Origin of the sequence: Streptomyces sp. NPDC005195 (assembly GCF_040608315.1) — a bacterium.
Lineage (GTDB): Bacteria > Actinomycetota > Actinomycetes > Streptomycetales > Streptomycetaceae > Streptomyces > Streptomyces kaempferi.
In genome coordinates this window covers 120247-139950 of sequence record NZ_JBEXHZ010000011.1, presented here as the reverse complement: position 1 = coordinate 139950, position 19704 = coordinate 120247, and the positions used below count along the sequence as shown (strand labels likewise).

Here is a 19704-nt window from a genome sequence, read left to right as displayed (position 1 = left end):
TACGGGCACGTTGTGTGGACAGTACGGGGATCTTGCCGTCACTGTGGGTGCGTCGATCGCGGGATGCCGCAGAGTACGTACGCACCTGGAGGTGGCCGCGTATGACGGACAGCAGCGACGTGACGGCTTGCGACGGGGAACGCGAGCCCGACCCCTCCGACAGTCTGCGGACCTTCGGAGCCGTCGTCCAGGCCCTGCGCGAGCACGCCGGGCTCAGCCGGGTGGAGTTCGGAGCACAGGTCCGGTTCTCCAAACACACGGTGGAGTCGGTGGAGTTGGGGCGACGGATGCCCGACGTGGCGTTCGTGGAACGGGCGGAGGAGGTATTGGGGAACACCGGCGCACTGCGGAGGGGCGCCCAGTACGTGACGCGGGGGCGCGGTGACGTGGGGCTGGCGGTCTGGTTCCGGCGGTGGGCTCGACTGGAGCGGGAGGCAGTGAGTCTGTGTACGTATGAGTGCAGGCTGGTGCCGGGGTTGTTGCAGTCGGAGGCCTACGCGCGAGCGGTATTCGAGGGGACAGTCCCGGTGGCGCCGGACGAGCAGTTGGAGAGCTTCATGGCCAAGCGGATGGAGCGACAGCGGCTCCTGTTCGAGCGGCCTACGACGCCGTTCAGCTTCATCGTCGAGGAGCATGTTTTCCGGCGCAGGTTCGGGGACGCGCAGCAGGTGCGAGGCATGCTCGACCATGCCTTGGCGCTGAGCGCGCCGCGCAATGTGACGCTGCAGATCGTGCCGTTGGAAGCCGGGTTGCATGCTTGCCTGGATGGTCCCGTGCAGCTTTTGGAGACTCCGAAGGGGCAGCGACTCGGTTACTCCGAAGGGCAGCAGAACGGGCGTCTGATCTCCGATCCGAAAGAGGTGAGTCTCCTCCAGCAGCGCTATGACACACTGCGCTCGCAGGCTCTCAACGCCAAGGATTCGCGGGGTCTGTTGGAGCGACTCCGAGGAGAACTGTGAACACGACGGAACTGGCGTGGTTCAAGTCCAGCTATAGCGGTAGCCAGGGGGACAGCTGTGTTGAGGTCGCCCTCACCGAACAGGCCGTGTGCGTAAGGGACTCCAAGGACGTGACGTGCCCGCACTTCGCCGTCGGGCGTGAGGGGTGGACGCGGTTCGTGGGGTTCGTGGCGGGGGCCTGAGCCGCGTTTGTCCCGGCAGTTGCGTGATGACGTTCACCGCCGGGACACGGGTCAGCGGAGGTCCGGTCCGCCCGCCTCGGCTATCTCGTCGAGCAAGCTGATCTCCTCGTCGGCGTCGTCCGGGCCGTCCGGACCGGTGTCGGGAAACGATCCGGGAGCCTCCTCGTCAGCGAGATGCGGGTACTTCTCCAAGAGGAACCGCCGCCGGTACGCCATCTCGGCGGCGTCGACGATCCCCTCCAGAGTGGTCCAGTTGAGGGCGCCTCCAACGACGATCCCGAATGCGGGTACGGCCTTGCCGAGCCCCTTCTTCGTGAGGCGGAAGCCGAACGCCTTCGCGAACTGCTGGGAGACCTTGGTGACAACCGCGTCGTTCAGGACCTCCCACGTCTTGCCGCGGAAAAGTGCCTGGGTGAGCCGCGAGATGTCGGCCATCGCGGCGTTCTTGGCGGTGGCCGAGCTTGCCGTCCCGACGTTGACGACAGACATCACGAACAGCTTCTCGACGGGCTCTTCGGGATCGTATCCGTAGAAAAGCGAGACCTGGCCGACGGCACGGGACGCGAGTCCGAGGACGACTGCGGTATCGGCGACGAAAGCGCCCGCGATCGCACCTCCCGAAGGGGCTGCCGCGGCGCCGGCGGAGGCGGCGATGACGAACTGTCCTCCGGAGATCACCAGTCCAGCACCCGCTCCGGAGAGCGCTGCGGCGGCGGGGTAGTACAGGCTCGCCGCCCGTCCACGGACCGCGTCGATCTGCTCAAGGTCGAGGCGGCGCAGGTCGAGCAGCGATTCGACGTCGTGTCCGCGCTTCTTGTGGAGCGCCACCACGCGCGTGGGGGAGAGGCCCGCTCGCGAGGCCCGCCCGACCGTCTTCCGTATGGACTGAGCGGCAGTGCCACTCCAGTCCGGGAGAGCGTCGGCGGCTCCGCGCGCCCCCGCGCCGACCTTTTGAGCGCCCTTGGCGACAGCTTCCTGTCCCCGCGAAAGTGCCGACTTCGCCCGTGGGTGATTCTCCAGTTGCTTCGCGGCACGCTTGCCGAGTTCCGAGACGCCGTTGGCGACTTGCTCGCCGGCGTTCCTCATCGCTCGTGACAGTGGGCGGCCCTTGAACTGCTGCACGGCCTGCCATGCCGCGAGCTCGTACTCCGAGGGAAGCGGACTGAGCTGCTCCGGGTACTTCGGGTTGCTCATGGTTCGTGGTGCTCCTGTCTCGGGGTGAGCTGTCAGGCGGGGTGGCGGGGGCCGTGGCCCGGGGGCGGGGTGAGGGTGGACGTGTAAGTCTGGCCATCCACGAGGGTGTTCTCCAGACTCAGGCCGGCTTTCGCCATGCGGTCGTACTCGGTGAGGACGAGGCGCTTGGTGCGGTACTCGCCGTACTTGGCAATCTCGTTGTTCTTGAGGCCGCCGTTCTCGGTCTGGAAGGACTCCAGGATGTAGTCGGCGTCCTCGGCGGAGATTCCGTAGAGGTGGAGGAAGTAGGCATCTAGCTCGGCGCGGAGTTGGGCTCGGCGGTCTTCGTTCCAGGTGAAGGGGGCCTCGGTGTCGCCGAGGTCCTTGGCCAAGGGTTGCATGTCCCAGGCGTTGTAGACGAGTTCAAGGGTGCGGGGAGTGAGGAAGGGAGTGTGGGCAGCCAAGTCGTTGGGGTGGGGGACGGGGAGTTGCTTCCAGGTCATCAGTCCCAAGTGGATGCCGCCGACCTTTTGGCGGGCTACAAAATCGAAGACCAAAGAACTTTGAGTAGCAGCCAAGGCGGCTGTTAGTTCGACCGGGGTGCCGGGAAGCATCAAGGGGAAGCTGTTACCCACTGCCACCTTTGGCAGGAACGCTGGAATTGCCGTTCGCTCATCAGTTGCGCGGGCAACATCGCGCCAACCCAGCAGCCATTCCTGTTCCCACTCCAACTCGGCCAAGCGCAGGTCCACGCCAGCGACGGTGATTTCCTTTCCCTTGCGTACAGTTGGGATTCGTCCGCCTTCTTTGATCCACTGCCGGGGCTGTGTCACACCGTATGCATTCTCCTTATCCCCCAGGGGGACATGTTCGTAGTCGTCATTGCCGAGGTCGTAATAGCGGTTCCAGCGATGGTCAAAGAGGTGCGCCATCTTCGCGTCGTACAGTGGCAGCATTCGTTCCTCCTCTCGCACGAACGCATTGCCCTGAAGTTCCCATCCCTCTGCTTCTAGCCCGGACCGGTCGCGGAATAGGTCGGAGTCATCCGTCAAGTTGAAGAGGTGTTTGAAGGTGATGTGCCAAGGATTGCCGTCCTTGTGGCCCTCTGTGACAAGAACTGGAAAGCGGGACTGAATGGCAGTGGTGAGGTCCGCATTCCTGCGCGTCCGAAATACTGGCAAGGTCCCCGTGTTCGGGTTGATCAGGGTGATCTCCTCTGGGGAAAGCGAGAAGACGGAATTGCCTTCTGCGAGTTCGTCCGGGTGACCGAGGAAGAAAGCGAACCGCGCGGAAAGTTCAGTCAGGCCGCGACCAGTGAGGGAGATCAGTGCGAACTGGTAGCTGGAGTGCACCGCCGGAAAAATTCTCTCCCGCCTGCCGTTTTCAAAGTCGTACAGGTGTGATACCGAACCTCGTTGTGTCAGATCCTGAAAGAGGAACTGTGCGCCCGCGCCAGTAGCAATCTGGGTAGGGACAATAATTCCGCAGCGGCCCTGGGGCGCGACAATGGATACAAAGCGTTCGGTGAAGAGCTGATCTGTCTGGAGAGAGTTGACGCCCTTAACCGCCAGACCCTTCCGCAGTTGCGGATACGCTCCTGAAGCCCCTAGGAACAGGAACGACGACTTCACCTTGCGCCGGTCTGCGTAGTAACGGGCACCTTCCTCCGGATGCTCGGCAGCCCACGTGACGATGGCGGTACGCCGTCCAGCACCGGAGATCTCTGCGATAGACGGCTCGACCACACTGAAGTACTCCTGGTCTTTGAAATCGACCCGGTCCCACGGCGGATTCCCCAACACGCAGTCGAAGCCGCCCGCCCACCCCGTCACCGGGTCAACCCCCGGCGCCGACAGGCTGTCAGGCACGCTGAAGATCTCGGGAAACTCCAAGTACCAGTGGAAGAACCGGTATTCCTGGCTCAGCCGCACGATCTCCTCGTGGGTCTCAGCCAGTGCGCCCTTGCCCTCGGAGGACTTGAGCGACAGGAAGACGCGCTGAGTCACAGGCGACGGTGCGGCCTCCGTCTGCTCCCACATGAACGAGGCGCACCACGCGTCGGCGATGTGCAAGGCGTTGAGATAGGCCGGGGATTCGGCCCACTCGTGATAACGGTCGGCCAGTTTGCGGACCTGGCCGAGTTTGTCCGTGGGGGCGTCGTCCAGGAGGCTGCGCAGCTCGGACGCGAACGCCGTGTTCGTGATGCTCACCGACTCGTCGACGGCGGCGTCCAGCGTGACGATGCCCTTGTACTCGTCCTTGTTGCGCTTGAGCCACTCCCGCGCCACCGACGCATCGTCACCCTCGACAACCTTGAACGCCGCCTCCGGAACGCCGCCCCGCAGCAGCGCTGGCGTTGCACCGATCAGCCCGTTCCCGAGCTTTACGTGCGCGTCGAGGAAACCGAGCGCCTTGCCGGGCTCCAGGGCCTCCATCCACAGCGACACCTTGGCCAGCTCGACCGCCATCGGGTTCAGGTCCACCCCGTACACGCATCGCGCGATGACGTCGTGCAGGGCGTGACGGACACTGTTCGGGGTGGGCTCAGGGGTCTGCTCCCGTACTGCCGCCACCCGCTTGGCGATGCGGCGCGCGGCGGCGACGAGGAAGTGCCCCGACCCACAGGCAGGGTCGCAGACGGTCAAGGTCAGCAGCTCGGAGGCCACCGTCTCCCGCGCGGCCTCGTCCGTCTGCTTCGCCTCGACGGCCCTCTTCTCGCCGCGCTCCTGAGCTGCGTCTATCACTGGGTCGAGGGTGGAGTCGAGCAGGACGTCGACCAGCGAACTCGGCGTGTAGTACGAGCCGGTCTTCTTGCGCTCGTTGCCCGCTCGGGGCACCAGCTCGAACGTACGGTCCGCCCCGGGCTCGGGCACGAGGTCGAGGAGGGACTCGTAGATCGCGCCCAGTTCCTCGGCGTCCAGAGTGCGGTAGTCGACGGTCCGCCAGCGCTTCGCTTCCGTGTCGCGGACGATGGCGAGGTGGCGTACCGCAGCCAGCAGGTGGACGTTCGCGAGGGACAGCTCCCGCAGCGGGGCGTCGGCCGGCGTGGCGTCGAAGAGGCCGCCCAGACCCGGCAGGCCCAGCTCGGGCAGGCCCTCCTCTTCGCCGAGGGCGCCGAGAACCAGGCGGAGTGCCTCGTACCGGTCGGAGTGCGAGGTGCCCCGACGGCGGCGGGACTGCTCGCGCAGCCTGGCGGTGGAGAAGTAGTCCGCGTACCGCTTGCGGACGTCCTCCGACGTCCTGGGCGGGTGCAGGGCGTCGCGGTCCTCGGCGACGAAGACGAACAGCAGACGGTAGACCAAGCGCAACAGGGCCGCGTGATAGGTGTGGCGGTCGAAGTTCTCGCGCAGGGTGCCGTTGGCCGGGTGCTTGAGGAAGCCCGTACCCAGTTCCTTGATCGCGAGCCGTACGCCCACGCTGATGTCGTCCAGGAAACGGGCGCCGAGCCGGATCGCGGCGTCCCGCCAGACCTCCAGCCAGCAGGTCCACTGGGTGCCGCCTTCAGGGCTCTCGAAGCGGGAGGCGTGCAGGAGCCGGTACAGGACGACGAACTCGCTGAACAACTCGCCGTCGAAGATCGCTTCGAGGTCGAACTCGACGTACGCGGCTGTGGCCAGCGCGTTCGAGTCGCGCAGCAACCGGAGCTGGCGGCCGTTGGTGAGCAGTGCCCACAGGTGGGGTTCGGTGCGGTTCAGGGCTTCCTGGAGGAGCGACTGGGGAGCCGGAGAGCCGGCGCCCTGATGCTTGTCGAGCTTGACGTTCCAGGTGGTCACGTGGACCAGCGTCTTGTCCCGGCGGTGGCTGATCGGGAACGTCTTCGTACCATCGTCGGAGATGATGCCCCCGGAGCCAACCGGGGACAGGCGCCCGAAGCCGAGAGCTTCGAACAGGGGCTCCACCCAGTTGACGCGGGCGTAGCCGGTGCTGTCCGGCCGGACGGACGCCTCGGGCTCGGCCGGCAGCTTCTCGCGCAGCTCGCGCCACAGCGACTTGAGGTTGTCCCACTGGCGCTCTGCTTCGTCGCGCACCGAACGAGAGCCGGGAATGCGGTAGTCGGCGGGGGCGAGGCCCCGGAGGTCCTTGGTGACCTTGCCCTCGGAGATCCGAACCAGCATGTCGGCAGGCAGCAGGCCTCCGACCGTGTGGACGGCGGTGAACACCTGGTGGCGGGTGGTGGCGGACATCAGGCGGACACTCCAGAAGCAGCGGCCGGGGTGGCGGCAGGAACGACGGGCAGGTAGACGTAGACGCCGAGGATGTCGGCGGGCTTCTGCGCGGTGACGGACAGGCCGCGGACGATCTCGCCTGACGCCTGGCGCACCCGACGGTGCGAGGCGTCCAGCTCCGTGGCCAGTTCCTCGCCGTATGTCTCCAGATGGCCGGTGACATCGGGGAGTTGGGTGAGGAGACGGCTCATCGTGCGCTCGGCGTAGTGCCGGTCGGTGCTCTCGGCGGCGGTGGCGTCGAGGAGGTCACGCGCCTGCTCCGGCGACAGCCACTCCGCCTTCTTCGGGGAGCCCTCGAAAGCGATCAGCCGGGCGTCCTCCGCCACCACCTGCTTCTCGCCGCTGCGGGACGGCAGCGTGAGGTGGAAGCGGTAGCGGACGAGGAGCAGGGTCGTGAGAGTGCTGACCGCCTCCGTGGTGACCACACCGCAGCGGCGGGCCGGGCGTGCCCCGTCGGCCTGGGTGTCCAGGGCGGCGTTCAGGACGTGGGACGCGAGGGCCCCGACGACGGGGTCGGTGCGTACCAGCGCCGCCTCACCCCTCGCCACCGCCGGGTTCGCGCGGAACGGGATCGGGCGGTCCTTCTCGATCACCTCGGCGCCGACGGTCGGCGCGAGGGCGTCGCGGAGGCCGACGGGCGTGCCGCCCACCTGGGCGGTGAAGTCCTCGCCGTCGCCGCGGATCACGGCGTTGAGGGCGCCCAGCGACTCCCGTACGAAGGTGTCGATCTCGCCCGCGCCGCCCAGTGCCTCGCGGATCGAGGCGACCTCGCGGGCCACCTCCTGCGGACGCACGGAACGCTGGGCGAACCGCGAACGCGAGGCCTTCTCGCGCTCGGCCGCCGAGTTCCAGTCGCTGTCCAGCTTCTCCGTGCTCACCTTGAACGCGTCCGCGCTGAACAGCGCGTCCTGGTCGCCGCGGCCGCGCATCAGCAGCCACTCGACGATCGCGTCCGTCACGCCCGTCGACAACTCGTCGGGCACGGAGACGGAGATGCCGAGATCCTTCTTGATCTGGCGGTGCTTCTTGATGAGGACTTCGAGGACCTTGCCGTCGATGCCGTTGTCGTCGCCGTACAGGGTGATGACACGGACCTGGTCCTTGCGCTGGCCGTAGCGGTCGACGCGGCCCTCGCGCTGGTCGTGGCGCGTCGGGTTCCAGGCCAGGTCGTAGTGGACGACGGCGTCGAAGTGCTGCTGGAGGTTGACGCCCTCGGAGAGGCAGTCGGTGGCGATGAGGACGCGACGGGCGGCGGCGTCCGGGCCGGCCTCCTCGGCGAGCTTCTCGATACGTTCGAGGCGCTGCTGCGGGGAGAGCGTGCCGGTGACCGCCTTCACGACGGTCTTGGCGCCCAGGGGCCCGCGCCTGCCGGACTCCTTGTCGTTCTCCAACTGGGCGGCGAGGTACTCGGCCGTCGGGATGTAGCGGCAGAACACGATCGGGTTGTGGCCGTCCGCGAGGAGCGCTTTGAGATGCTTGATCAGCGCCTTGAGCTTCAGGTCCTTCTCCGGACCCTCCAACTTCCCCGCGATGTCGGCGAGTTCCGCGAGGTACGGTCGGCGTTCCTCGGCCGTCTCAGCGCCCGGCGCGACGTCCATGCCCTCCATCGCGTCGCTGTCGGCCGCGTCGCTGTTGAGCGGGGCGCCGAGCTTGTCGGCCTCCTCCGCGGACGCGGCGATCGCCGCCGCCGAGCGCGTGCGCAGTGTCTGCGCGGCGGCGCGCGGGGACGAGACCAGCGAGCGGAGCAGCGCGATCGCCGACCACCAGGCGATACGCGCCTCGCGCTTGCCCTGGCTGCCGGCCTCCTCGACGCGCTCACTCGCGTAGGCGATGGCGTCGTCGAGCAGGGCCCGGTACTCGGGCGACAGCTTGTACGTCTCGTCCTTGAAGTAGCGGTCCGAGGGGAACGCGGTCCGCTCCGCGAGCGAGTCGTCGGTGAGACCGTCCTCCTTGGTGAGGTACTGGCGTACGTCCGCCCGCTTGCGTGCCACGAAGTGCTGCGCGAGGAGCTTCCTGCCGGTCTCCGAATCCAGGCTCACGTGCGCCAGCTCGGGCTTGACCAGGCCGAGGAGGTTGCGGAACGCGGATTCCTTGCCGCTGTGCGGCGTCGCCGTGACGAGCAGCAGGTGGCGATTCTCGTCCTGCGACACGCGGCGCAGCAGCTCGTAGCGGAGCTGGTTCTGCGAGGCCGTCGAGGTGTCGTCGGCGACCACGCAGGTGTGTGCCTCGTCGACGATGACCAGGTCGGGGCAGTGGCGTACGAAGTCGTCGCGGTGGCGCGGGGACTTGATGAAGTCCGTCGAGACGATGACGTACGGGTACTTGTCGAAGAGGGACTGGCCCAGGTCCAGGCCCCGTTCGAGGCGGGAGACCGTCGAGGAGAGGACCAGCTCCGCGTCGATGCCGAACTTCGTGCGCAGCTCCTGCTGCCACTGCTCGGCGAGCGCGGGGGAGCAGAGTACGGCCAGGCCCGTCGCCTCGCCCTGGGCGAGGAGCTCGCTCGCCACCAGGCCCGCCTCGATCGTCTTGCCGATGCCGACGTCGTCGGAGATCAGCATCCGGACCGTCTTCTGGCGCAGCGCCATGAGGAGCGGTACGAGCTGGTAGGCGCGCGGCTCCACCGCGATGCCGGCCAGGGAGCGGAAAGGGCCCGCGCCGGAGCGGAAGCCGACCCGCAGCGCCGTACGCAGCAGGCCGGCCGCCCGCTGGTCACCGAGGTCGCTCGGCTCCGGCGGCGCGAACTTCGCCTCGTCGACCGTCTCGAACGCCGGGAACACGGCGGCGATGTCGTCGTCCGAGCCGCCCAGCGGACGCAGTACCAGCAGATCGGGTTTGCTCTCGGGGAGCACCACCCATTCGCGGCCGCGGGCCTTCACCAGGGAACCGGCGGAGTACGTGAGTGCCATGTGAGTCTTCAAGTCCTCTGGATGGGCGTTCAGTTGGCGGACGGAGAGCCGAAGTAACGGGAGTTGGTGTCTGCGATGGCGTCCCAGTCGGCGCCGTGTGCGAAGCGGATGACGTCCCAGCGGGCGTTGAACAGGCGGTCCTCGGCGTCCTCGTCCCGGGAGGTGTCCTGCTCCTTGTCCGGCGTGTCCACGAAGACCGCCACGTTCACGCCGGGCAGGCGGTACACGTAGTCGGGAGTCGCCATCGCCTCGGTGAGGAACGAGCCCGGTTCGTCCGGCAGCCGTAGCCCGCGTGCCTTCGCCCAGCCCAGGAAGTCGCCCTCAGCGGCCAGTTCGGCCGCCGATGCCGCCTCCACCGCCGCCTCGACCGGCGTCGGCTCGGCAGCGGGGGAGACCTGGTCGAGCAGTCGCCGGTACTGCTCCGAACGTGACTCGCCGCGCGACTCGCGCCGGGCCGTCGCCGTAGCGAGCCGCACCAGCAGGTCCCGCACCGAGTGCCGGTTGATGAGGGCGTGGTTGAGCTGGTTGCCGTACGTCAGGAGGCACTCGTAGCAGCCGAGCGCGCACGGGCGGTCAGGGTGCGGTCCTCCCTGATCATTGCCGTCCGCGTCGAAGTGGCAGATGTCGAGGGCGCGTATCGCTGCCTTGGCCAGGGCGTCGTCCTCCGCCTGGAGACGGCGCAGCACACCCGCGCCGCCCTCCGCGGCCTCCGTGAACAGGATGCGGTCGCGGGGGCCGTCGTCCGGCGGCAACAGCTCGCTGGACAGCTCGGCGTCCTCCAGCTCGAACGCGGCCTCGATGCCCCGCTCCAGGGCGTACATCAGGGAGAGCGCCACGGGCTCCGGCAGGGGCTCGTCGAGGGTGACGACGAGGATGTTGCGGCGGTCCTCCACGTACGGGATGACCCGCTTCTTGCGGCGCCGCTCGTTGCCGTCCGTGTCGATCACGGGCAGCTCGCTGGAGTCCCCGGACGCCTCGGACGCGTCCTTGTCGTTCATCCAGCGGCCGTCCGTCAGGTCCAGCCAGTAGCCGGCCGGCTCGTCGTTCTTGGCGCGCACCCGGCCGACGTTGGTGATCCGGACGGTCGCCGAGTCGCCGTACGCGACATCGGCGAGCTGTGCGCCCGAGGTGTCGGAGATCGCCGCGTTCAGGCGGCCCTTGCGGGTGCCGTGGTCCTGGAAGCGGTACGACGTCTCCAGCTTGAAGCCCGCACGGCGCCGCTCCTCCTCGTCGGACGAGATCCCCTCACGGCGGGTGGTGTACACGGTGTGCAGATGCAGCAGGCCGTACGTCGCCGAGCCCAGCGGCTCGTGGCACATGGCGCAGCGGTCCTCGAGCTGCTCCGGATCGTGGTGGTAGCCGCATTGCGTGCAGCGCCGGGCCTCGCTGGTCGCCAGCTCGCCCGAGGAGTCCGGCGGCAGCTGGATGCGGGTCACCTGGTAGCGGGCGCCCTCGTGGTAGATCAGCGCACCCGGTCCGAACTCGCGGATCGCGAGGAAGCGCGGCCGCTGGAGGTAGTCGCCGTCGCCGCGGCGGCGGCCGATGGTCGGGATGTACGCGGCGAGCGGGAGCCGAGGGAAGCTGTAGCCGGGCAGGAAGCCCTCGGACGCCAGGTAGCGGTACGGGTTGAAGTCGGAGAGGACCGACTTGCTGTCGGCGCTCTCGTTCATCAGCAGGTTCAGCTGCGTCTCGGCCTCACGACGGCGCGCGTTGGCACGGACCCGGTCGCCCTCGGTGAGGCTGTAGTCGAGGCGGCGCCTGTTCTGGATGTACTGGTCGTCGAGCGCGGAGCGGAACAGCTGCCGCCAGCGGTCGAAGGCCCGGTCGAAGCGCTTGGCGACGGTCTGTACGCGATCCTGGATCCAGTCGTCGTGCCACCATGTGGTGTCGGCGAAGTCGGGAAGCAGCGGGCCGAGGACGCGCAGGGCCGCGTCGACGGTGCGGCGGCGGGCGCTCTCGTCGAGGGAGGCCGCGAGGATGTCCGGCAGCAGTTCCAGAGCGGGGCTCGGACGCTCGCCCGTCTCCGGGTACGACACGTCGAGCAGCTCGGGGATGGCGCGGCCCAGCTTCAGGCCGGCCTCCGCGATCCAGATGCCCTGGAGGTGGGAGAGGACCAGGTCCTCGTTGGCGAGGTCCAGACGCGGCGGGGCGACGGCACCGGCCACCATGCGCTCCGAGCGGCGGAAGTAGTACTGGTCGTGGCTGTTGCCCGTGGCGCAGTACGTGGTGACGAGGGCGGGCTGGCCGCTGCGGCCCGCCCGGCCCGAGCGCTGCGCGTAGTTCGCCGGTGTGGGCGGCACGTTGCGCATCATCACCGCGTTGAGCTGGGAGATGTCGACGCCCAGCTCCATCGTCGGGGAGCAGTACAGCAGCTTCAACTCCGCCTTGCGGAAAGCCTCTTCGCGCTGCTCCCGCTCCTGGGGTGAGACCTGCGCGGTGTGCTCGCGCGCGAACAGGCCGGACAGCGCGCCTGCCGCGTCCTTGTACAGGTCGCGGAAGAACGTGTTCACGCGCGGACCGTCACCGCTCTGGTAGGTGCGCGTCAGCGGGTCGTGCGTACCCCTTTCGCCCTTGCCCGCACACCAGATGAGGGACTGTGCGGCCACGCGGTAGCCGGTCGCGGACGGGGCGGAGGACCTGCGGTAGCGGCCCGCGCGCTGCGGAGCCTCCGTCACCTCCTTCACCAGGCCGGCCTTGGCCAGTACCTTCAGCAACTCCTCGATGACGAGCTGAAGATCGGCCGGGTCGAGTTTCTTGAACGAGGTGTCCGCGCGCCGCAGGTACTTGCCGAACTTGCCGCGTGCCGACAGGAACAGGGCCGAGCGGTCCATACCCGGGCGGGAGGGGTGCGGATACGCGGTGCCGACCTTCGGCTTGTCGGCGGCGGACAGCACCCACGGGTCGATCAGCCGCTCCTCGCTCGCCCGCTGGAGCGAGTCGAAGTCGTCACGGAAGTACGAGACGTCGATGGCGAGCGAGCGGCGCATCTCGTTGAGCAGAGCCTTCGTGACCTCGGCCCGCAGCGCCGGGTCGGCGTCACGCAGCGCCTCGTGCGTGTTCGCCCATCGGTCCTGCTTGGACGCCACCCAGTCCAGGTCCTCGTAACCGATCTCCAGCAGGCCGGTCTGCTCCAGGTTCGGCATCGTGATGCGCCAGCCGCGCTCCAGGTCCAGATAGAGCCGGAACGCGACCACGTCGCGGAGCGTCTTGGCGGCGTTGCGGGCCAGCGAGGGCGGCAGGTCGCTCTCGCCCGTGTAGTCGGCCGGCTCCATGGCGAGCGCGCTCGTCACCGTGGAGGCCAGTTCCTCGTGGTGGACACCGTCCTCGCCCGCCGCCAGAGCCGCCCGGTACAGGGCGCCGCGCAACTGCGTGATCTGTACGAAGTCGTTGAAGTGGCCCGCCTGGAGGGACGCGTCCTGCCGGTTGTCGACGAACGTCAGGAGCTTGCGGGCCTCCTTGTCGAGGACTTCCTCCGGTACCGACTTCAGGGACCGCACCACCGACGCCGAAATCAGCGAGGTCGCCGAGGAGCGGCCCTCCTGGTCGAGCGTCGCCAGTTTCGCGAAGTCCCGGCCGCGTGTCTGCTCGTACGCGACCCCGCAGTGCAGGCAGAAGAGGAAGGGCGAGGGGATGAAAGCGGCCTGGAGTTCGCCGCTCCCCTCGCGGCCGAGCGGATCGACGGTGACGGCGCGCGGTACCCGGTCGCGGTACGACTTCCTGACCACCTCCTGGCCCTTGTCGTCCAACTCCAGACAGGACTCGGGCAGCCGACGGTCGTCCACGGCGTACTGGACGTTGGACGGCCACGCCCGCTCGTGGTCGACGTACAGATAGCCGTCGCCCTGCCGGCCGCCGGTCGCGGATGTGTCTCGGCGCGCCTCATACCGGACGTCACCGTCCTTCTCCGTGCGCCACACGGTCAGATACTCCTGGCCGCATTCCCGGCAGAACGCCAGCGGCATCAGCAACTTGCCGTTACTGCCAGGCTGTTCGAGCTGGTAGGAGCGGGTGAGGTGGCGCGAGAGTTTGTCCTCCAAGGTGACGTACACGGTGTCACCCTTGGAGAGGAACTGGTGCAGCCGGAACGCGAACAGCGGCCGCTCGGTCACCGGGTGGAGCGCCTGCGAGCCGGCCTCCAGGGTGGCGCGGATCGCGGTGACACACTGGTCCTCGGCGACCCCGGACTGTTCGTGCAGCTCCTTCGCCGCGACCTCGATCTTCGTGGGCCGCTGGCGGATCAGCCGTCCTGTGGCCTCGTCGGTGGCCAGGCCGAAGCGCGTTTCGATCCAGCGGGCCAGCGGGTCGCGTACGAGATCGTCGTAGGCGCGAGGGGCGGCGGGGGAGCGGAGGCGCTCGGCGGGAACGGCGTCGGGTGTCTCGTGGGTCGCGCGGATCAGGGTCTCGCCGATGACGTGCTCGGGGCGCACCGGCGTACCGAACAGGGTGCTCGCCACTCCGGCGACGACCTTCTTCTGGTCGTCGAGCGTGCCCTCCGTCGACATGGTGGCTGAGGTGCCGATGCACTGAACGTCCTGCGCCTGGCAGGCCTCGCGGACCCGGCGGATCAGCAGAGCCACGTCGGCGCCCTGGCGACCGCGATAGGTGTGCAGTTCGTCGAAGACGAGGAACTCAAGTCCCCGCGCCATCTTGATGAGACTCGCACGGTCGGCGGGGCGGGTCAGCATCAGTTCGAGCATGACGTAGTTGGTGAGCAGGATGTCCGGCGGGTTGTCGCGGATCTCCTTGCGCTTCTCGTCGTCCTCCTGGCCCGTGTACCGGGCGAAGGTGACCGGCTCGTGGCCTGCGCCGTAGCCGTCGCGCAGATACTTCTCCAGCTCCTTGAGCTGGCTGTTGGCGAGCGCGTTCATCGGGTAGACGATGATCGCCCGTACCCGCTTCTCGGCCTTGGGGCCCTCGGTGTCGCGGTCGTGAAGCACCTTGTTCACGATCGGCACGATGTAGGCGAGCGACTTGCCGGAGCCGGTACCGGTCGTCAGCACGTACGAGGAACGTGACTTGGCGGCGTCGATGGCCTCGCGCTGATGCCGGTGGAGTGTCAGCGGACGGCCGTCAGGGATGGTGCCGCCTTCCGTCTTCTTCGCCTGGAAGATGCGGGCGCACTCGTCGTGCAGGACCTTCTGCCCGGCGAGTTCGACCACCGTGCCGCCGCTCTGGAAGAACGGGTTCAGCGACAGCCACGGGTCGGGCCACTGCGACTTGTTGTTGAGGTCGTTCTCCACGAACGCGGCGATGCGGTCGTCGCGGATGACGGTGCCGCCTTCGGTGAAGGAGCGGTAGTCCTTGATGAGCGTGCGGTGGACGCCGAAGACGTCCATGCCCGCGCCGGAAGCCGTGGTCGGCACCGGCCTCGGCGCGGCGGGCTGTGGTGCGGGGGCCTCGGCGGCAGGCCCGATGAGGGGGCGGGTCGGATCCAGGGCGCTCCAGTGCGGCAGCGGCGAGGTGTCGCCGTCCTGTCCGGCCAGGGGAAGCAGCGCGTCACGCACGGCCGCGGCGTCGGCGGGACGGGCTGCCGGGTCTTTGGCGAGAAGTCGGTCGACAAGCCGGGTGAGCTCCGTGGGAATCTCGCTCCGGATGACGGTGATGGGTGCCGGTTCTTCGCGTGTGTGCTTGGCGGCCAGCTCGAAAGGGGACTCGCTCGTGAACGGGGGTACGCCCACGAGCATCTCGTAGAGCACACAGCCCAGCGCATACAGATCGGCAGCCTGCGTGACCTGCTTGGCCTCGAACTGCTCCGGAGCCATGTAGCGGGCGGTGCCGACGCTGACGCCCGTGCTGGTCAGCCGGGCTTCGTCCGGGTCGTCGACGATGCGGCCCATACCGAAGTCGAGGACCTTGACGATGCCGCCCTGGGTGAGCATGACGTTGGCGGGCTTGAGATCGCGGTGGACGACGCCGGCGGCATGCGCGGCGGCGAGACCCGCAGCGATCTGGGCACCGATGGCAGCGGCCCAGGCGATCGGGAGTTGCCGCTCCTCCCCGATGAGGTCGCGCAGCGTCTCACCGCTCAGCAGCTCCATCGCGAGGTAGGGCAGGCCGTCATGGTCCTCCGCCACTCCGCCGGCGACGATCCGCGTGAGATGGGGGTCGTCGAGGCGACGCATGATCCGCACTTCACGCGCGAAGCGTTCGGTGGCCTTGGGGTCAGCGGCGGTGTCGATGCGGGTGCCTGTACGGCGGCGCAGGATGGTTTTGACGGCGACCGTGCGCTCAGGAGTGCCTTCGGCGGCCTGGAGATCCTCGGCCCGATGAACCTCTCCCATGTTGCCCTTGCCGATGACACGCCCGATGCGGAACCTGCCGCCCAGCAGCTCCTGGCTCACCGCTGCTCCCCTCGCCTTTGCTGTCGCGTTCCCGCCTCCGCGCGGCGGTTCAGGGAACGGAATGTGCCGCCTGCGTTCGTGCCGCACAGCTCATCGTGGCAGAGCGAGGGTGCGGCGTCCGTCACCGTACACGAGGAGGCCGACTGAAGATACGGTTCATTCTGTTGACATTGTCAACGAGGCACAAATACGCTTGCGACGTCATCAGGTAGGGGGTGGGGCGTGTGAGACACCAGTCCTTCGGAGGGCGTGGCGTGCAGGGGGGCTCGGCCGGGCCTGAATCGAGAAGCGCGCCCGGGGACGGTTCGCGGGGCGCGCGGGATGACGGGCCGGGAATGAAGGTGGCTCTGGCGGGGCTGCTGGCCCGGCTTCGGCATGCGACAGTCGACGGCGCTGTGCCTGAGTCCGTGTTCGTGGCGCAGACTCGCACCCTGGGGCTCGGCGAATTCGAGCGGGAGCGGCTTCGTTCGGAGCTGGCCAGACTCGGGCTGCCCGTCCGGGGTGCGGTTGCGCATGCAGACGGTGACAGTCCAGATGTGGAAAAGGTTGTACGGAATCGTGAAGAAAACGTGTGCGATTCCATCCTTTCCTCTGGTGGTGTGGTCCGGGCCTTGCTGGGGCGGTACGTCGACCCCGAGGGGTATGTGACTGCACGCGCGGTGGACGGTGTGGCCCGGTTGGCCGGACTGAGTCCGTCGGACGCGGCTGCGCTGCGGTCGGTGGCGCGCGTTCGGGCCGAGTCCGCCGCGACCGCGGGGGCGGTTGCGACTACGCGGGCCGGAAGGCTGACGGCCGAGAATGAAGCGGCCGCACCCGGAGCCGATTTCACGGGAGGGGGTCGCGCCGACCTCGCCGACCTCGCCGACGTGGAGGACTACGGGTCGGCGAGCATGGCCGACGACGAGCCGTTCCCGTTGCCGGAGGCGGGGATCGGAGGGGGCGTCGGGGACCTCACCGCCGCTGTGGCGGCCGCGTTGGCCGTCCTGAAGATCGACCGGGTTCGGCGTAAGCCCGGCATGTATCTGCTGAGTGCCGAGGCGGAAGTCGGCCTTGCCGTGCTGATCCGGGGCGGACCGGAGCACATGGCGGAGGAACCCGACGACGAGACACTGCGTGACTTGCCGCCCGACGATCTCCGGGTCCGCGCGCGGGACTGCTTCGTGCTCCACAACCAGCGGCTCGTGCACAAGATGGTGCCTCGGTATCTGGAGCAAGGGCTGGACTACGACGACTTGTTCCAGCACGGTGCGCTGGGGCTGATGCGGGCGGCGCGGAAGTTCGACCCGACCAAGGGGTTCAAGTTCTCCACATACGCGACCTGGTGGGTCCGCCAGTCGATCACTCGGGGTATCGCGGACGAGGGCGCCGTCATCCGCATCCCGGTCCATATGCATGAACAGATCCGCAAGGTGGCCTTGGCGGAGCGAACCCTCGCGGTACAGGGGCGACCCGCCGGAGTCGCCGACGTGGCTGTGTACTGCGACATGACCATGCGCAAGGTTGAAGAAGCCCGGAAGCTGAGCCGACGCACTGACTCCCTTGACCGCGTCGTCGGTGACGGGGTCACCCTGGGCGACTTCATCGGGTGGACGAATCCACTGCCGGCGGTGGACAAAGGCGTACTCGACCGGTGGCTTCTGGAAGAGGCGCTTGCGGTCGTCGATACCTTCACCGAGCGTGAGGCCCGCATTCTGGTCCGGCGCCTCGGCCTGGACGGGGACGAACCCTCGACCCTGGATGAGCTGGGGCGGGAGTTCGGGGTGACCCGGGAACGCATCCGGCAGATCGAGGTCAAGGCCCTGGTCGCATTCAGGGACCGGCTGCGGTCGGCCGGTCTCACCGGCGCGTATCGGTATGAGGGTGGCGGGGATTCCGGTGCTGAGGCATCGGCCGACGCCGCATTGCTTGGCGGTGGGGCGGGTGCGCGTATGAAAGCCGGGGTCCGGAGGCGGGGCGCAGGGGAGAAGCGAGTGCATGATGTGGTGCCCAGCCCTGTGACACAGGAGGCTTCGCGGGAAGGCCGTCCGCGGTTGACCGAGGTGCCAGAGACGTCGGACGGTGAACGCCTTGGCCAGGACATGGTGGCGGAGCCGGGTGAGTACACCGCAGACGGTGAGGAGTTGAAGGAGCCTGCGGCGGACGTACTGTCGGCGGCTCCCACCGCTCCTGCACCGGACCCGGAGGAGCAGGCGGGCCTGCGCTCCGAAGGGTGCCCGGATGATCCCAGCCCGCTGGTGGTACAGGGTTCTGGAACAGCGGTCACCGGGCCCGATCCCGAGTCGAGGACTGGGCAGGTGCAGAAGCCGCGCACGGAGCCGGTGGGCGAGCCTGCGCCGGAGCGTTCACATGCGGCACGGACCGTCACTGAGGCGAGCGGGCCGTCCGAGCCTGCACTGGTAGACGCACCCACGCAGTACCCGGAGGACTGGCAGAAGGCGTTGCGGTTGCCGACCGGTCTCGGCGAGGGAGTGGCTTGGCTCGCCGAGTACGCGCTGGTGGCGTTGGGGTATGCACAGCTCACCGTGCTGCTCGGCCCGTCCGCGGCCGACGCCGTTGTGCGTGCTGTGCGGGACAGAAAGTCGCTCGACCGGCCTGTGATTACAGCCTTGGAGGTTCTGAGACGCGTGTTCGACACGGTGAAGGGGGTCGGGCTGCGGCCGGAGGACTTCTTCGGAAGGCCGGCTGAGGCGCTGGTCGGTGTGACCCCGCTTGCCTACCTGGCTGCCAAGCCCTTGGTGCTGGGTGAGTCGCGCCTCGCTGTACGCGACTCTCTGCGGGAGTTCGTCGCAGAGGTGCCGCCGCGTGCGGTCCAGGGAATGACGCGCGCCGACAGCGTGCCGGGCAGTGTTGTGGCGGGCCGGTATCCGGGTTCACGTCCGAAGCCGCAGGGCGGTGTGCAGGCATACATGGGCGCTGTACCGGACGATGACACCTCGGCCCCACCGGATGAAGCCCAGTTGGCCGTAGGCAGCATGCTGCCGAAGTCGCCGGACGACGGCCGACTCGCGGCAGCACAGGTGGATGCGTCACATGGAGCAGAGCGGGACCAGGCGGATACGCAGGTCAACACGGTGCCAGAAAGCGACCGGTCCCAGGGGAGGATCGTAACTGCGCTGCACCTCGACGACGTAAGCCGCGAGCACGAAGTCGAACTGACGCGCCTACAGGACGAAGCTCAACGGGAGCTCGCCGAGGCCCGGCAGTCCGCAGACGCCCGGCGCATCGCCGCCCTTGCGCACACCGAGCAGCGGCTCGACGCTCTGGAGGAGACGCTGCTGCACCGAGTGGACAAGGCTTTGCTCCGCAGAGAGCGGCACCTCAATGCACAGGCCGAGGAGCGGATCGCGCGTCTCAGGAGCGGGCATCGTGAGGAGCAGCAGACCCTGGTCGAACGGGCCGAACACGCCTTGCAAAGGGAACGCGCGGCACGGACGGCCCTGGCCGCGGCCGTCGAGCGCGGCGCTCGGGCGGAGCAGAGCGCGAGGGGCGCCGAACAGCTTGCCCGTTCGGCAGAGCAGCGTGCGAACGATGCGGAACACAGGGCGAGCACGGCCGAAGAACGGGTAACAGCGTTGGACCTGCGGGCGAACGAGGCCCAGCGGAAGGCGGAGGAGACAGCCCAGCGGCTGCGGCGTTACCGCGAGGAAGGGGAGACGCGCATCGCGGGCCTGGAACATCGGCTGCGGCAGGCAGAAGCCTTGCTCGCCGAACGCGATGGCGCACTACACGCGGCCAGGGGGCAGGCGGCGGCCCAGGTGGAGGCGGCTGAACAGCGGGCCGCGGCGCGGATCGCCCAGATCGAGCACGATGCCTGGGCCCGCACCACCGAGCTGCAGAAACAGCTCGCCGACGAACGTGAAGCCGCCGCCAACCGCTCCACGCTCCGGGACCGCTGGCGCCGGGCCTGACCCCAGCTC

Annotated in this window: 7 protein-coding genes; 3 read left to right on the top strand and 4 right to left on the bottom strand. The window is 68.3% G+C overall.

Going from position 1 to position 19704, the window contains the following annotated elements:
• The first annotated feature begins 101 nt into the window (after positions 1-101).
• Together ABZV34_RS15310 and ABZV34_RS15305 are read left to right on the top strand one after the other, a co-directional pair.
• Positions 102-959, top strand: a complete 858-nt coding sequence (locus tag ABZV34_RS15310; protein ID WP_356275536.1) for a helix-turn-helix transcriptional regulator — start codon at positions 102-104, stop codon at positions 957-959.
• Entirely contained in the window at positions 956-1141 is a 186-nt protein-coding gene (locus ABZV34_RS15305) for a DUF397 domain-containing protein (protein WP_356275533.1), read from the top strand. Before ABZV34_RS15310 ends, ABZV34_RS15305 begins: the two co-directional genes overlap by 4 nt.
• Before the next feature lie 51 nt (positions 1142-1192).
• Here the strand turns inward: ABZV34_RS15305 and ABZV34_RS15300 are convergent, their stop codons facing one another.
• Genes ABZV34_RS15300 through ABZV34_RS15285 form a run of 4 tightly spaced genes read right to left on the bottom strand, consistent with a single transcriptional unit; the run spans position 1193 to position 15787 of the window.
• The gene (locus tag ABZV34_RS15300; RefSeq protein WP_356275530.1) at positions 1193-2335 is read right to left on the bottom strand and encodes an EcsC family protein; all 1143 of its coding nucleotides are present in this window, start codon (positions 2333-2335) and stop codon (positions 1193-1195) included.
• Positions 2336-2367: 32 nt separating this feature from the next.
• Positions 2368-6498 carry a DNA methyltransferase gene (locus ABZV34_RS15295; protein WP_356275527.1) on the bottom strand — a complete coding sequence of 1377 codons (4131 nt, stop codon included), beginning with the start codon at positions 6496-6498 and terminating at the stop codon, positions 2368-2370.
• Positions 6498-9446, bottom strand: a complete 2949-nt coding sequence (locus tag ABZV34_RS15290) for a helicase-related protein (RefSeq protein WP_356275524.1) — start codon at positions 9444-9446, stop codon at positions 6498-6500. Before ABZV34_RS15290 ends, ABZV34_RS15295 begins: the two co-directional genes overlap by 1 nt.
• Positions 9447-9475: 29 nt before the next feature.
• Positions 9476-15787: a protein kinase gene (locus ABZV34_RS15285; protein ID WP_356275521.1), complete on the bottom strand. Its 6312-nt coding sequence runs from the start codon at positions 15785-15787 to the stop codon at positions 9476-9478.
• A gap of 335 nt (positions 15788-16122) precedes the next feature.
• On the opposite strand from ABZV34_RS15285, the gene ABZV34_RS15280 reads away from it, so the two are divergent.
• Complete coding sequence (locus ABZV34_RS15280; protein ID WP_356275518.1) at positions 16123-19695, top strand: sigma-70 family RNA polymerase sigma factor; 3573 nt, start codon at positions 16123-16125, stop codon at positions 19693-19695.
• Positions 19696-19704: the final 9 nt, after the last annotated feature.